This is a genomic window from Qipengyuania sp. GPGPB31 (assembly GCF_038396345.1).
GTDB classification, from domain to species: domain Bacteria; phylum Pseudomonadota; class Alphaproteobacteria; order Sphingomonadales; family Sphingomonadaceae; genus Qipengyuania; species Qipengyuania citrea.
This window is the reverse complement of record NZ_CP149572.1, coordinates 279,883-293,726: the sequence shown is the minus strand read 5'-3', so window position 1 is coordinate 293,726 and position 13,844 is coordinate 279,883. Positions and strand designations below refer to the sequence as shown.

The 13,844-nt window shown below is 66.8% G+C and carries 16 protein-coding genes and 1 pseudogene; 7 read left to right on the top strand and 10 right to left on the bottom strand.

Features of this window, described 5'->3' with window-relative positions; genetic code table 11:
• Window positions 1-102 precede the first annotated feature (102 nt).
• Both WKH79_RS01580 and WKH79_RS01575 read left to right on the top strand, forming a co-directional pair.
• Window positions 103-2,740: pseudogene (locus WKH79_RS01580) on the top strand (ATP-dependent DNA helicase).
• Window positions 2,741-2,750: 10 nt separating this feature from the next.
• Window positions 2,751-3,278 carry a histidine phosphatase family protein gene (locus tag WKH79_RS01575; protein ID WP_341859399.1) on the top strand — a complete coding sequence of 176 codons (528 nt, stop codon included), beginning with the start codon at window positions 2,751-2,753 and terminating at the stop codon, window positions 3,276-3,278.
• Window positions 3,279-3,312: 34 nt separating this feature from the next.
• On the opposite strand, the gene WKH79_RS01570 is transcribed toward WKH79_RS01575, so the two are convergent.
• Both WKH79_RS01570 and WKH79_RS01565 read right to left on the bottom strand, forming a co-directional pair.
• Window positions 3,313-4,062: a LytTR family DNA-binding domain-containing protein gene (locus tag WKH79_RS01570; protein ID WP_341859398.1), complete on the bottom strand. Its 750-nt coding sequence runs from the start codon at window positions 4,060-4,062 to the stop codon at window positions 3,313-3,315.
• Window positions 4,063-4,192: 130 nt separating this feature from the next.
• Complete coding sequence (locus WKH79_RS01565) at window positions 4,193-4,387, bottom strand: hypothetical protein (RefSeq protein WP_160767161.1); 195 nt, start codon at window positions 4,385-4,387, stop codon at window positions 4,193-4,195.
• Between WKH79_RS01565 and WKH79_RS01560 the strand changes: the two genes are divergently transcribed.
• Entirely contained in the window at window positions 4,386-4,829 is a 444-nt protein-coding gene (locus tag WKH79_RS01560) for a DUF2306 domain-containing protein (protein ID WP_341859397.1), read from the top strand. The genes WKH79_RS01565 and WKH79_RS01560 overlap by 2 nt on opposite strands.
• Before the next feature lie 57 nt (window positions 4,830-4,886).
• On the opposite strand, the gene soxR is transcribed toward WKH79_RS01560, so the two are convergent.
• Complete coding sequence (gene soxR / locus WKH79_RS01555) at window positions 4,887-5,324, bottom strand: redox-sensitive transcriptional activator SoxR (protein ID WP_050599300.1); 438 nt, start codon at window positions 5,322-5,324, stop codon at window positions 4,887-4,889.
• A 113-nt stretch (window positions 5,325-5,437) separates the two neighbouring features.
• Here soxR and WKH79_RS01550 point away from each other — a divergent pair, with 113 nt between their 5' ends.
• Window positions 5,438-5,809 carry a VOC family protein gene (locus WKH79_RS01550; protein ID WP_050599373.1) on the top strand — a complete coding sequence of 124 codons (372 nt, stop codon included), beginning with the start codon at window positions 5,438-5,440 and terminating at the stop codon, window positions 5,807-5,809.
• Here WKH79_RS01550 and WKH79_RS01545 read toward each other — a convergent pair.
• From WKH79_RS01545 to WKH79_RS01525, 5 genes are all read right to left on the bottom strand, one after another.
• Entirely contained in the window at window positions 5,800-6,150 is a 351-nt protein-coding gene (locus WKH79_RS01545) for a metalloregulator ArsR/SmtB family transcription factor (RefSeq protein WP_341859396.1), read from the bottom strand. The two genes, WKH79_RS01550 and WKH79_RS01545, sit on opposite strands and share 10 nt — an antisense overlap.
• 79 nt (window positions 6,151-6,229) lie before the next feature.
• A complete protein-coding gene (locus WKH79_RS01540) occupies window positions 6,230-6,682 on the bottom strand; it encodes a tRNA (cytidine(34)-2'-O)-methyltransferase (RefSeq protein ID WP_341859395.1) in 453 nt (150 codons plus the stop codon).
• Between the two features lie 27 nt (window positions 6,683-6,709).
• Window positions 6,710-7,753, bottom strand: a complete 1,044-nt coding sequence (locus tag WKH79_RS01535) for a PhoH family protein (RefSeq protein ID WP_341859394.1) — start codon at window positions 7,751-7,753, stop codon at window positions 6,710-6,712.
• A gap of 95 nt (window positions 7,754-7,848) precedes the next feature.
• On the bottom strand, window positions 7,849-9,192 hold the full coding sequence (gene miaB / locus WKH79_RS01530) for a tRNA (N6-isopentenyl adenosine(37)-C2)-methylthiotransferase MiaB (protein ID WP_341859393.1): 1,344 nt from the start codon (window positions 9,190-9,192) through the stop codon (window positions 7,849-7,851).
• 89 nt (window positions 9,193-9,281) lie between these two features.
• Window positions 9,282-9,743: a peptidylprolyl isomerase gene (locus WKH79_RS01525; RefSeq protein WP_050600307.1), complete on the bottom strand. Its 462-nt coding sequence runs from the start codon at window positions 9,741-9,743 to the stop codon at window positions 9,282-9,284.
• Between the two features lie 114 nt (window positions 9,744-9,857).
• Between WKH79_RS01525 and mgtE the strand changes: the two genes are divergently transcribed.
• The 3 genes from mgtE (at window position 9,858) to WKH79_RS01510 (ending at window position 12,320) form a co-directional block, all read left to right on the top strand.
• Entirely contained in the window at window positions 9,858-11,309 is a 1,452-nt protein-coding gene (gene mgtE / locus WKH79_RS01520; protein WP_160766567.1) for a magnesium transporter, read from the top strand.
• Window positions 11,310-11,617: 308 nt separating this feature from the next.
• Window positions 11,618-12,007, top strand: a complete 390-nt coding sequence (locus WKH79_RS01515) for a DUF1489 domain-containing protein (protein ID WP_341859392.1) — start codon at window positions 11,618-11,620, stop codon at window positions 12,005-12,007.
• Between the two features lie 70 nt (window positions 12,008-12,077).
• Window positions 12,078-12,320: a hypothetical protein gene (locus WKH79_RS01510; RefSeq protein WP_050600305.1), complete on the top strand. Its 243-nt coding sequence runs from the start codon at window positions 12,078-12,080 to the stop codon at window positions 12,318-12,320.
• Window positions 12,321-12,377: 57 nt separating this feature from the next.
• On the opposite strand, the gene WKH79_RS01505 is transcribed toward WKH79_RS01510, so the two are convergent.
• Window positions 12,378-13,061, bottom strand: a complete 684-nt coding sequence (locus WKH79_RS01505) for a DsbA family oxidoreductase (RefSeq protein ID WP_341859391.1) — start codon at window positions 13,059-13,061, stop codon at window positions 12,378-12,380.
• Window positions 13,058-13,840: an NAD(+) diphosphatase gene (gene nudC, locus WKH79_RS01500; protein ID WP_230833813.1), complete on the bottom strand. Its 783-nt coding sequence runs from the start codon at window positions 13,838-13,840 to the stop codon at window positions 13,058-13,060. Before nudC ends, WKH79_RS01505 begins: the two co-directional genes overlap by 4 nt.
• Between the last annotated feature and the right edge of the window lie 4 nt (window positions 13,841-13,844).

Sequence of the window (13,844 nt, the reverse complement as noted above, 5' to 3'; positions counted from 1 at the left end):
AGCCAGCCCCTGCCCCTCCCCGCCCTGCACGCCAGCCACGCAGGCACCTGGCTGCGCGATGCCAATGGCGCCACGCGGGGCTGTTCGAAGGGCGAAGCCGTGATGGCCGCCGCCGATACGCCGCAATTGCTGATGAATGCGCCGCTGGTGGCCAGCCGTCTGGGCTATCCCGACCTCTCGGGGCTCGATCTGCTCGAACTATTCGCCTTCGTCTATCCTGCACGTTTCTGCGTGCCCACGCCCAAGGGCCTGGCGCATGCGCTGGGCCTCGAAGAACCGGCGGACGACGCGGCAGTGCCGCTCCTGCTGCAACGCGCCGCGGGCGCTCTGGTCGCGACCTGCGAAAGCGACGACTGGGCCGAACGCGAAGGCGCGTGGTCGACGCTGCAGTCGCTTGCGCGGTTGCGATGGCCCTGGGCGGGCGTGCTCGCGCCGCATGTCCGCCGGCCCGAGCGGGCCGAGAAGTGGCTGTTCACGCGGCTCCCCGAATGGGAGGAAACCGCCGAAAGGCCGCAGCCGGCGCAAGTGCTCATCGACGAACCCGAAATCGAGGCCCAGCTCGAGCGGTTGACCGGGGAAGGCGCCGAACGGCGTGAAGGCCAGCGACTGTTCTCGCGCGATGCAGGGCATGTCTTCGGGCCGCGCGACCGGCAGAAGCGGCCGCACGTCCTGCTGGCGCAGGCAGGCACCGGCATCGGCAAGACGCTCGGCTACCTCGCCCCCGCCTCGCTCTGGGCCGAACGGTCGGGCGGGACCGTGTGGGTATCGACCTATACCAAGAACCTGCAGCGCCAGCTGCGCCGCGAAAGCCGCAGCGCGTGGCCTGCCGCACGCGCCGATGGTTCGCCTCCCGTGGTGGTGCGCAAGGGGCGCGAGAACTACCTTTGCCTGCTCAATCTGGAAGACGCGTTGCAGGGCGGGTTCGCGGGTCGCCCCGCAATCCTTGCGCATCTGGTCGCGCGCTGGGCCGCCTATTCGCAGGATGGCGACATGATCGGCGGCGACCTGCCCGGTTGGCTGGGCACGCTGTTCCGCAAGCGCGGGATTGCCGCGCTGACCGACCAGCGCGGCGAATGCGTCTATGCCGGCTGCCCCCATTACCGCAAATGCTTCATCGAACGCAGCGCCCGCAATGCGGCGCAGGCCGATCTGGTGATCGCCAATCACGCGCTGGTGATGGTCAACGCCGCACGCGGCCGCGATCCTGCCAGCCGCCCGACGCGGATCGTGTTCGACGAAGGACACCACGTGTTCGACGCCGCCGACAGTACCTTTTCCGCTGCGCTGACCGGGCAGGAAGCGATCGAGCTGCGGCGCTGGATTGTCGGCCCCGAAAAGAACAGCCGCGGACGCCGGCGCGGGCTTGCGGCCCGGCTGGCGGATGTCGCCAGTTACGACGATGCGGGCGGCGAAGCGGTCGAAGATGCGGTCGTTGCCGCGCAGGCGCTGCCTTCGGACGGCTGGCTTGGCCGCCTCGCCGAGAACGCCCCGCTGGGCCCGCTCGAACATTTGCTGGCAGCAGTGCGCGCGACCACTTTCGCACGCGACGAAAGCGGTCTGGAGATGGGCTATGGCATCGAGACCGAAACCGCCCAGCTACCCGGCGAGCTGGTCGAGGCGGCAGGCACTGCGGCGCAGGCGCTGGCAGCCATCCGCACACCCTTGCTGAAGCTTGCCGGACGGCTCGAAGCGATCGTCGAGGACGCGCCTGACTGGCTGGATGGACAAGGCCGTGCACGCATCGAAGGCGCGCGCCACTCGCTCGCCTGGCGGATCGACCTGATCGCGGCTTGGGAAGCGCTGCTGTCGCGGCTCGGCGGACCGGCCGATCCCGAATTCATCGACTGGCTGCAGGTCGACCGTAACGATCTCGCGCGAATTCGATGTCGGGATCTATCGCCACTGGCTCGATCCGATGAAGCCATTCGCCAAGGTCGTGCTCGAACCGGCGCACGGGGTCATGCTGACCAGCGCCACGCTGACCGACCGCGACGAGACCGGGCCCGACTGGCCGCATGCCATCACCAAGAGCGGCGCGCCGCATCTGGAACTGGCACCGAAGACCGCTGAGGCGCAAAGCCCCTTCGATTACGCGGGCCGTGCAGAAGTGCTGATCGTCACCGATATCCGCAAGGGCGATATCCCCGCGCTGGCAGGGGCCTATGCGCGGCTGATCGAGGCGAGCGATGGCGGCGTGCTGGGGCTGTTTACCGCGATCCGGCGGATGCGCGCGGTCTATGGCCGGATCGCCGACCGCCTCGCGCGCGCCGGCCTGCCGCTCTATGCGCAGCATGTCGATCCGATCGATACGGGCACGCTGACCGACATCTTCCGCGACGATCCGCGCGCCAGCCTGCTGGGCACCGATGCGCTGCGCGACGGGGTCGACGTGCCCGGCCGGAGCCTGCGCTGCGTGGTGATGGAAAGCGTGCCGTGGCCGCGCCCGACCATCCTTCACCGCGCGCGCCGCGCCGCCGCGGCGGATCAGGAAGGCGGCGCCAAGCGCTATGACGACCGCATCATCCGCGCGCGACTGGCGCAGGCCTTCGGGCGCCTTATCCGCACGCGCGAGGATGCCGGCCATTTCGTCGTGCTTTCGCCCGCTTTTCCCAGCCGGCTGCTGTCCGCCTTTCCTGAAGGCACCCCCGTCACGCGGCTGACGCTCGAAGAGGCTTTACAGCGCGTGGCCAACGGTGTTGTTAGCGCCGACCTTTCGACAGCGGAGATCCTGCCCCAGTGATGACGCACGCATGAAGATCCTCGGCCTGCTGCGTCATGCCAAGTCCGACTGGGGGCAGAGCGACAAGCGCGATTTCGATCGCGGGCTCAACGATCGCGGCCGGCGCGGAGCGCAGGTGATCGGCGACCACATTCGCGCGCATGGCGTCAAATGGGATCACCTGCTCGCCAGCCCGGCGCAAAGGGTCAGGGCCACGCTGGCCGAAGCGCTGCCCGACATGGCCCCCGAGTGGGACGAACGGCTCTATCTCGCGGGAACCGATACGATCATGGAAATCATCCGCGAAAAAGGCGGTGATGGCGATGCGCTGCTGCTGTCGGGCCACAATCCCGGCCTTGGCGACATGCTGTTCGAACTGGTCGCGCCCAAGCAGGAAAACGCGCTGTACGACGAGGCCAAGGTCAAATTCCCCACCGCTGCCTATGCGGTGTTCGAGCTCGATATCGACGACTGGAGCGAATTGCGCACCGGTTGCGGCGTACTCGCCCACTTCGCCCGCCCGCGCGATCTCGATGCGGAACTGGGGCCGGAGTACTGAGGCGACTTGCCCGGCCGGGAACGGCCTCGAGGGATCAGATCAGGCCGGCGTCCTTTAGCTGCGCAGCGCGCCCGCGAGCCACGGGCACCCTGAGGCCGGTTGCCAGCACGATCTTGGTGTCCCTGCCGCTCTTTTCGCTCCCCGCGATAGCCGATTGCGCCACCCACCAGCTGCGATGGACGCGCAACCCCGCGTCCGGCGGAACCAGTTCGGCGGCCTCCGACAGCTTCATCAACACCATTTCGCTGCGCCCGTCGCCGATCACCTTCACATAGTGATCCTCCGCCGTCATCGCGATGATGCGCGGGAAACCCTTGGGCAAGCGGCAGTGCATGGCGGTCTCGGTCAAAGCGGATGCACCTTCGCCCGGCGCGTCACCGCGCGGCGCCGCCATCTCGCCTCCCGTTCGCCTTTCGCTGCGGCGATAGGCAAGGAAGAACAGCACAAAAAAGGCGACAGCGATGAGCATCGACATCGGCCAGGCAAACGCAAAGGCGGGGCCGAACGCACCGCTGGTCCCGCCCGTCAGCCAGAGTATGGCCCAGGTGATGACGACCGATCCCACGGGAATGGCAAAGGCATAGCCCCACAGTTCGTCCCAGCCGAGCATGCGCGCCGATGCGGCACCGATCAACGCCAGCCCGCGCATGACCGCCCAGCCGGCCAGGCATCCGCCGATACCGAAAGCCATCTGCATGCCGAGCGATGTCTCTGACGCAGGCGGGAATCCGATCAGTGCGAGGAAGACACCGCCAAGCGCCACGATGCCGACTTCGGCGAGCATGCGCTCGCGCCAACCGGGGCCGCGATTCGGCCGGCCTGACTGTTCCGGGAGAAGCTGGTCGGTCACCGCCGAATGTCTTCCCGGACAGTTCGCGCGGCAGCGGCGACCATCCACGTGTTTGCCTGACCGTTCACGTAGTTCCTCTTTGTTTTGCTGCGGCTCCGATCAATCCGGAAGTTCCTTTGAACGAAAAACCGAACCGACGGAACATCACCATGCCCAGAACCGCAAGCCGCAACAGGCCGAACGAAACCACGACGGGCGCGGCAAAGCCGCCCTCGATCCTGTCGACCGCTGCGATTACAATCGCGGCGACCGTGGTCATGACCGGAATATCAATGGTATTCGGCGGGTTCGGATCGCAGGATGCCATGCAGACATCGCGCGGGATCAGCTTGCCGATCGTCGCCCATCTGGCGACGGTGCTGTCCGCGCTGTTGCTGGGACCCGTCGTCCTGCTGCGCCGCAAGGGCGATCCCTGGCACCGCCGGCTCGGCCGGGTTTGGGTCCTGTTGATGGTCGTGACCGCGCTGGCATCGGCCTTCATCCGGTCGCCGGGGGCGGGTCTCTTCGGGACCGGCTTCAGCGCGCTCCACCTGTTCACCGTGTGGACGCTCATCTGCGCGCCGGTCGGTGTCTGGCTGGCATGGAAGAAGCGTATTGCAGCGCACCAGGGCGTGATGACCGGGCTCTATATCGGGCTGGTCCTCGCCGGATCCTTCACGCTGATACCGGGCCGCCTGGTGGGGAGTATGGTGTTCGGGTGACAACCGGCCGGAGCCGGTGCAGAGCAGCTGATCAATCCGGCCACGGCAGACCGGCGGCTAGCGCAGAACCCGCGGCCCCGGCCCGGCTTCGGCCGCCATGTCATCGGGATTGTAGAGCTTGCAGGTCTTGAGGCTGAGGCAGCCGCAGCCGATACAGCCATCGAGATTGTCGCGCAGCCCCTGCAATTGCTCGATCCGGCGGTCGAGGCTTTCGCGGATTGCCTCGCTGATCTTCCACCAGTCGAAGCTCGAGGGGGTGCGGCCCTGCGGCAGGCTGCGCAGATGTTCGCCGATATCCTCGAGCGACAGGCCGAGTTTCTGGACGATGAGGATAAAACTCAGCCGCCGGATATCGCTGCGCAGGAACCGCCGCTGGTTGCCCGCGGTGCGGATAGAATGGATCAGCCCCTTGTCCTCGTAGAAACGGATCGCCGAGGCGGAAAGGCCGGTGCGGCGCGCAAGATCGCCGATGCTGAGCTGGTCGTTCGCATTCATCGATCAGGCTGATAGATTATTTCGAGCTTGACCTCAAGTGAAGTTGAGGTTGCATAGGGCTGTGCATCGCAACCGGCGGCGGCCATCCGGCCCCGCCTCACAGGAGATGCATGATGACGACAGGACGGCTCGAACACGCCAATATCTCGGTGACCGACCCCGAACGCAGCGCCGCGCTGCTCAGGGACCTGCTGGGCTGGGAGGAACGGTGGCGCGGTCCGTCGCATAAATATGGGCGTTCGGTCCATGTCGGGGGGCGGCACGATTACATCGCGCTCTACACCGGCGAGCATGTGCGCGGGGGTTATGCCAAGGGCCACCCGCTCAACCACCTGGCTTTTACCGTGGACGATCTCGATGCCGCCGAGGCCGCGGTGACTGCGCACGGCCTCGAACCCTTCGGGCATGACGATTACGAACCCGGGCGGCGGTTCTACTTCTTCGACTGGGACGGGATCGAATTCGAGGTGGTCAGCTATGAATGAGCCGATGCACCGCGCGTCGCTGTTCGCGCCATCCCCGCGCCGGCCGTTGCGCCCTGGAACCCGGCCATCGCCCCGAGGGGAACCTCTTCGAACCGGCCGAGCCAGCGGCGCGCCATCTTCGCCAGCGGCACCGGGTTGAGATAGTGCCGCTTGCAGCGCCCGTCGCGTTCGGAAGCGACCAGTTCGGCCGCTTCGAGCACGGCGAGGTGCTTGGCCACCGCCTGGCGGGTCATCGGCAGGTCTTCGCTGAGATTCGCCAGCGTCAGGCCGCCCTCCTCGCTCAACCGGTCGAGCAAGTGCCGCCGTGTCGGATCGGCCAGCGCTGCAAATGTGTCGGTCATGCGAACATGGTTACGAAGATCTTGCCGAGTCGCTCAAGCGCGCGGCGTCCGCGTGGGCCGGTTTGTCCACCGTCGGGCCTCAACCGGGCAGCGTACCCGTCTGCCGCTGCGCCTCGGCCAACGCGATCGCGGCGCTCGTCGCGACATTGAGCGAGCGGACCGCGGGACGCATCGGCAAGCGCACCTGCGCATGGCTGGCTTCCACGACGGTATCCGGAACGCCTGCGCTTTCCTTGCCGAACAGCAGCACATCGTCGGCGCGAAAGGCGAAGTCGTAGGCCGAGTGTGTCGTCTTGGTGGTGAACAGCACGAGGCGGCTGTCGCCCAGGCTGGCTCGAAACGCCGCGAACCCCGCATGACGCGTGACCGCGACATGGTCGATATAGTCCATCGCCGCCCGCCGCACCCGGCGATCGTCCCACGCGAAGCCCAGTGGCTCGATCAGGTCCACCCCCGCGCCCATGCATGCGCCCAGCCGCAGCACGGCGCCGACGTTTCCGGCGATCTCGGGCTCGAACATCGCAATCCGCATGTTAGAGCAGTCTCGGCGTGTCCGAGATCAAGCCGTCGGCCCCTCGTAGGCCTCGACGATGCGCCCGACGATCGGGTGGCGGACCACGTCGGCGGCGGTGAAGCGGATGGTGCCGAAACCATCGACGCCCTCCAGCTTGCCGACCGCATCGGCCAGTCCGCTCATCCCGTCGCCGCCGGGAATGTCGACCTGCCGCGGATCGCCGCAGATTACCATCCGGCTGTTCTGGCCGAAGCGGGTGAGGAACATCTTCATCTGCTCGCGCGTGGTGTTCTGCGCTTCGTCGAGGATGACGAAGGCATCCGCCAGCGTGCGGCCGCGCATGAAGGCGATCGGCGCGATCTCGATTTCGCCCGAGGCCAGCCGCCGCTCGACCTGTTCGGGCGGCATGCAATCGTAGAGCGCGTCATACAGCGGGCGCAGGTAGGGATCGACCTTTTCCTTCATGTCACCGGGCAGGAAGCCCAGCTTTTCGCCCGCTTCCACCGCCGGACGCGAAAGGATCAGGCGCTGCACGCTGCCGGTGATCAGCTGCGCCACCGCCTGCGCCACCGCGAGGTAGGTCTTGCCCGTTCCCGCCGGACCCAGCGCGAAGATGATGTCGTCGCGCACCAGGCTGCGCATGTAGGTTGCCTGCATCGCGCTGCGCGGAACGATGGTCTTGCGCCGCGTGCGGATCATGATCGGCGGACCGCCCTTGCCATTGCCCGCATCGGCATCGACGATCCCGTCGAGAGTGGGTTCGTCCGACATGGTGATCAGCGCTTCGATTGCCCCGGCGTCGAGATCCTGCCCCACCGCCAGCCTGTCATACATCGCGGTGAGCACATCGCGCGCGCGCGCCACGCTATCTTCGGGTCCTTCGATATGCAGCTGGTTGCCGCGCGCCGACATGAACACGCCGAGGCGGTTCTCGACCTGTACCAGATTGGCATCGAACTGGCCGAACAGGGCGGCCAGCAAGCTCTGGTTCTCGAAGCTGATATCGATTTGCGCGCGGCGCACTTCGCGCTGCGGCGAAGGCGGCGGGGAGAAGGCCTGGGCGTCCTTCTGTACGGGTTTGCGGGCCATAGGCTCCTTTCAAATGCGAGTCGGAGTTTAGGCTTCAACGCATGACGCGCAAGCTGGTCCCCGGCGCGGGACGGTGGATAGTCATCCCGCTGTAATCAGGCGGCGACGGTTTCGCGCAGCATCCCGGCAAGCGAGTTGGGGCCCGCCTCGACCAGTTCGATCTGCACGAGGTCGCCGATCTGCACGTCGCCTTCGAACCACGCGCTCTGCAGCCACGGCGTCTTGCCGAGCCACTGGCCGGGCAGCTTGCCCTTGCGTTCGACCAGCACCTCGCAGGTGCGGCCGACGGTGTTCTGGTTGAACGCCAGCTGGTCGCGGTTGAGCGCGGCCTGGAGCCGCTGCAGACGCTCGTCCATGACCTCTTTCGCGACCTGCCCGTCCATCGTCGCGGCCGGGGTGCCGGGGCGCGGGCTATATTTGAAGCTGAAGGCCTGCGCATAGGCAACTGCGCCGACCAGCTGCAGCGTTTCCTCGAACTCGGCATCGGTCTCGCCGGGGAAGCCGACGATGAAGTCGCCCGACAGTGCGAGATCGGGCCGCGCGGCGCGGAAGCGCTCGAGCAGCTTGAGATAGCTCTCTACGCTGTGGCTGCGGTTCATGGCTTTCAGCACGCGGTCGCTGCCCGCCTGCACCGGCAGATGGAGGAACGGCATCAGCTTGGGCGTGTCGCCATGCGCGGCGATCAGGTCGTCGTCCATGTCGGCCGGGTGGCTGGTGGTGTAGCGGATGCGCGCGAGGCCATCGATCGCCGCGATGTCGCGGATCAGCCCCGCGAGACCGACTGCGTGGCCCCTGTCGTTCTCGCCGCTCCACGCGGACACGTTCTGGCCGAGCAGCGTGATTTCCTTCGCGCCGGCTTCGACCAGCTTGCGCGCTTCGGTCACCAGGTCGCTGTAAGGACGCGAGATTTCGGCGCCTCGGGTATAGGGCACCACGCAATAGGTGCAGAACTTGTCGCAGCCTTCCTGCACGGTGAGGAAGGCGGTCGGACCGATCCGCCGGCGTTCGGGCAGCGCGGCGAACTTGGCGATCGCGGGCATGTCGGTATCGGTCGCGCGTTCGCCCTGCACCGCGCGGTCCAGCATTTCGGGCAGGCGGTGGTAGGCCTGCGGGCCGACGACCATGCTCACCGCGGGCGAGCGTTTCATGATCTCCTCGCCCTCGGCTTGCGCGACGCAGCCCGCGACCGCAATCATCGGCGGCTTGGTCTGCGTCTTGCCCTTGGTCAGGCGGCCGATGTCCGAATAGATCTTCTCCGCCGCCTTCTCGCGGATGTGACAGGTGTTGAGCACCACCAGATCGGCGTCCTCGCCCTCGGGCGCGGGCGTGATGCCCTGTGCGTCGAGCATCTCGGCCATGCGTTCGCCGTCATAGACGTTCATCTGGCAGCCGAAGCTCTTGACCCGGTAGGTCTTGGGAGGGGTGGTGGTCGGTTTCATGAGTGGCGCGCCTTTACCCGATGGGACCAGCCCTTTCAACGAAAAGGGCGGCTCGTAGCCGCCCTTCCCGTTTTCGATCCCGGCGAAGTTTACCCGACAGTCGCCTTGACGATCTTGCCCGGGTTTGCCGGCGGTTCGCCCTTGGGCAGCGCGTCGACGTGTTCCATGCCGCTCTCGACCTGGCCCCAGACGGTGTACTGGCCGTCGAGGAATTCGGCATCGTCGAAGCAGATGAAGAACTGCGAATTGGCGCTGTCGGGCACCTGCGTGCGGGCCATCGAGCAGGTCCCGCGGGTGTGCGGTTCGCTGTTGAATTCGGCCTTGAGGTCGGGCTTGTCGCTGCCACTCATGCCGGTGCCGGTCGGATCGCCGCCCTGCGCCATGAAGCCGGGGATCACGCGGTGGAAGACCACCCCGTCGTAGAAGCCTTCTCCGGCCAGCGTGGTGATGCGTTCGACATGGCCGGGCGCGAGATCGGGGCGCAGCTTGATCACTACATCCTTGTTTTCGCCGTCGCCGGTGTCGAGGGTCAAAGTCAGCTTGTCGGCCATGGATCGTGTCTCCTGTGAGTGATTGGCGGCCTACATAGGGATTGTGGGCCGAGAGTCACCAGTCGAATGGCACCGGCCGCTTGCATTCCCCCCGGGTCTGCCTAGACCGCTGCCATGAGCGAAAGCGACCGCCCCCTCGACGATGACGGTTTCCTGCTGGCGCGCGAGTCGGCCGACGAAGCGCGCCCCGACGACCGCATCGACGACGAGCGGATGGACGAGGAAAACACGCTCAAGAAGGAGTATGTCGAAGCCGTCGAGCAGGCGCTGGAGGACGGCGACACCAAGGCGGTGTACGAGCTGGTCGAACCGCTCCACCCCGCCGATATCGCCGACCTGCTCGAACTGTTCGAGCGCGAACAGCGCTACCAGCTGGCCGCGGCGATCACCGACCTGATGACCTCGGAAGTGGTCGCCGAACTCAACGACTACGTCCGCGAAGACATGATGGAAGCGCTGCCGCCCGAAGCGGTGGCGCAGATCGTCGACCAGCTCGAAACCGACGATGCGGTCCAGCTGATCGAGGATCTCGACGAGGCCAACCAGCGCGCGATCCTGGCCGAAGTCGAGATGGAGGACCGGATCGCGATCCAGTCCGCGCTCTCCTATCCCGAGGAAACCGCCGGCCGTCTGATGAGCCGCGATTTCGTGGCCGTGCCCGAGCACCTGACCGTGGGCGATTTGATCGATTTCCTGCGCGACGGGCGCGACCTGCCCGACGATTTCTACGAGATCTTCGTGGTCGACGAGAAGCACCACCCGGTCGGCACCTGCGCGCTGAGCTGGGTGCTGCGCGCGCCGCGCACGATCCCGCTGGCCGACGTGATGAAGCGCGACCAGACGCTGATCCCCGTCCTGCTCGACCAGGAAGAGGTCGGGCTGATGTTCCAGAAGTACAACCTCATCAGCGCCGCGGTGATCGACGAGAACGACCGGCTGGTCGGCCAGATGACGGTGGACGACGTGGTCCACATCATCTCCGAGGAAGCGGGCGAGGACGCGCTGCTGATGAGCGGCGCGGGCGAAGGCGACATCAACGAGCCGATCCGCGAAGCCTATTCGGCGCGCGTGCGCTGGCTGGTCGCCAATCTGGGCACCGCGCTGGTCGCCTCGGTGATCATCGCGCTGTTCGGCGCGGCGATCGAAAAGCTGGTCGCGCTGGCGGTGCTGATGCCGATCGTCGCCAGCATCGGCGGCAATGCCGGCACGCAGACCATGGCGGTGACCGTCCGCGCGATTGCCACCAACCAGCTGACGCGCAGCAACACGCGCCGCATCCTGCTGCGCGAGATGCGCGTGGCAGTGCTTAACGGCATGACCATCGCGGTGCTGGTGGGGCTGGCGACGGGGGTGATCTTCACCCCCACGCTGGGCGCGGTGATCGCGCTGGCGATGGTGATCAACGTCGTCACCGCGGGTTTTGCCGGGGTGATGGTGCCGGTTGCCTTCGAACGGCTCGACCAGGACCCGGCAGTGGCCAGCAGCGTGTTCGTGACGATGATCACCGATTCGATGGGCTTCTTCGCCTTCCTCGGACTGGCCGTGGCCAGCGGCGCGGTGGGCTAGCAAGCCTACACATGGACCGCCTGTTACACGGTCCAGGGCGAAAACCGCCACGGGTGGTCGCTGCGTTGCGAAACCGCGGAATTGCGGGGGCTGGAGGGTTGGAGATGCGCGCATGGCCCGATCCTGCCAGTGGCGGGTCGGTGTAGGAAAGCAGTGAGTTTGCCGTCCCCATCACGTCACCCCGGACTTGATCCGGGGTCGGGGCTGCCTGGCCTCGCCCGTATCCGATGAAAAGAAGCACCGGCCCCGGATCAGGTCCGGGGCGACGGGGGAGTTGAGGTTTCGCTGGTATCCCCTATCTCACCCCCATGCCGCTCAACCTGACCAAGATCGCTTTCGGTGCGCAGACCTATGGCGATATCGAGAACTGGTACGCCGCGCGGCGCAGCCCCAATCTGACCACGCGCTATCGCCCGACCAAGTGGGAAGAATGCATCGGCGGGTCGCTCTACTGGATCCACCAGCACAGCATCGTGGCACGCAGCGAGATCCTCGGGTTCAGCGAGACCAGCGACGGGCGCTGGTCGATCGACCTCAAGCCCGAACTCGTCCGCGTCCATCCGTGCCCCAAGCGTGCGCACCAGGGCTGGCGCTATCTCAAGGGCGAACCCCCGCGCGACCTCGCCCCCGGCGAGGATATCGGCGATGCGCTGCCGGGCAAGCTGGCGGGCAAGCTCGAACGGCTCGGCTTGATCTGACCGCACGCGGCGGCGCGGAATGGAACATCCGGGCGGGGCAGTCCGTTGGTAGGGCAAAGGAGAAACACTTATGCCCGAACGCCAATCGCTCCACCCCGACAACGAACTGATCGCCGAGATGACCGAGAATGCGACCCCGTCGCAGCAGGGTTCCTCCGGCGGCGAAGTGAACCGCCAGGTCGGCAAACGCGGCGAGCTGAACAGCGCGACCGATCCCGACAATCGCGAACCTGAAACGGGTTCGGACAATCCCGCGCAGGATGCGCAGAAGGGCGACAAGACGCTGGCCGCCATGCAGGACTCCCGCGGCTGATTCCTCGCCCATGACCGATAATGCAGCGCCCCGCCCTTCCCGGCGGGGCGTTTGCGTTCAGGCCGCGGTTTTCTCCGCCACGCGGCGCAGCGCGTCGGCATAGGCTTCGGCCGGCTGCGCGCCGGGGATCATAAACTTGTTCTCCACCACCATGGCGGGCACGCCGGTGATGTTGAGGTCCCATGCCGCGCGTTCCTCCGCGCGGACCTTGTGCGCCAGCTCCTCGCTGGCCAGCGCCCCGCGCGCAGCGGTGCGGTCGAAACCCTCTTCCTCGGCGATGTCGAGCAGCACCGCGTCATCGCCCAGCGCGCGGCGGTGGTTGAAATGCGCGCGGAACAGCGCGAGCTTGAGCGCGGTCTGGCGCTGCGGGCCATGTTCCTCGCCCGCCCAGGTCAGCAGCTTGTGCGCCGCGAAAGTGTTCCACATCATGCCCGTGGGTTCGGGGTCGTCGCCCTCGTAATCGAGCGAGACGCCGGCATTCTCCGCGGCCTCGCGCATGCGCCCCTGCACCGCTTTCGACTGTTCGGTCGTGGTGCCGTACTTGCGCGCGATATGCGCGGTGCGCTCCTCGCCTTCGGGGGCCATGTCGGGATTGAGTTCGAAAGCGTGCCAGCGGATATCGGCCTCGATCTCGCCCTCGAGCAGCGCGAGGCCCTTCTGCAGGCTGCCCCAGCCGACGAGGCACCACGGGCACATGACATCGGACCAGATATCGATCCGCAGGGTTCTTGTTTCGCTCATTGCTCGATCCACCATTGCATGAGGTGATGCGCGATCGCGTGCGGCGGCGGGGCGACGAAGGGCCCATCGCCCGCCATCGCCGCCTGCACCTGCGCGCGAGTGAAGAATTCGACTTCGGCCATCTCGGTCTCGTCGATCGTCAGTTCGTCGCTATCGGTATGGCTGTGGCAGCCGATCATCAGCTGGCTGGGGAACGGCCACGGCTGGCTGGCGACATAGGTCACGTCGCGCACCCGCACGCCGGCTTCTTCCAGCACTTCGCGCGCGACGGCTTCCTCGATGCTTTCGCCCGGTTCGACAAAGCCCGCCAGCGCGGAGAAGCGCCCTTCGGGCCAGCCGAGCCCGCGGCCCAGCATCAGCCGGCCTTCGTGTTCGACCAGCATGATCGTGACCGGGTCGGTGCGCGGGAAATGGCTCGCTTCGCAGGCGGTGCAATTGCGCTGCCAGCCGCCCTTGGCAAGTTTGGTATCGCCGCCGCACTGCGCACAGAACCGGTGCCGCGCATGCCAGTCGGTCAGGCTGCGCGCACCGCCATACAGCGCCAGGTCGTCGGGCGGCAGCGTCGCCATCAGCGACCACAGCTGCGGGTTCGCCATGCGCGGGGTGGCGTCACCGCGCGGCGGAACCGCGGCGAAGCAGGCCTTGCCCTCGTCCAGCCCGAGGAAGCACAGCTCGGCATCTTCGGGCACGTCGGCCAGCGTGCCCCAGACCAGCCGGTTGCTATCGTCGAGCGCGGGGATCAGCCCGTCGAGCGCGAGCACCCGCGCCTTCCAGTTCATGTAT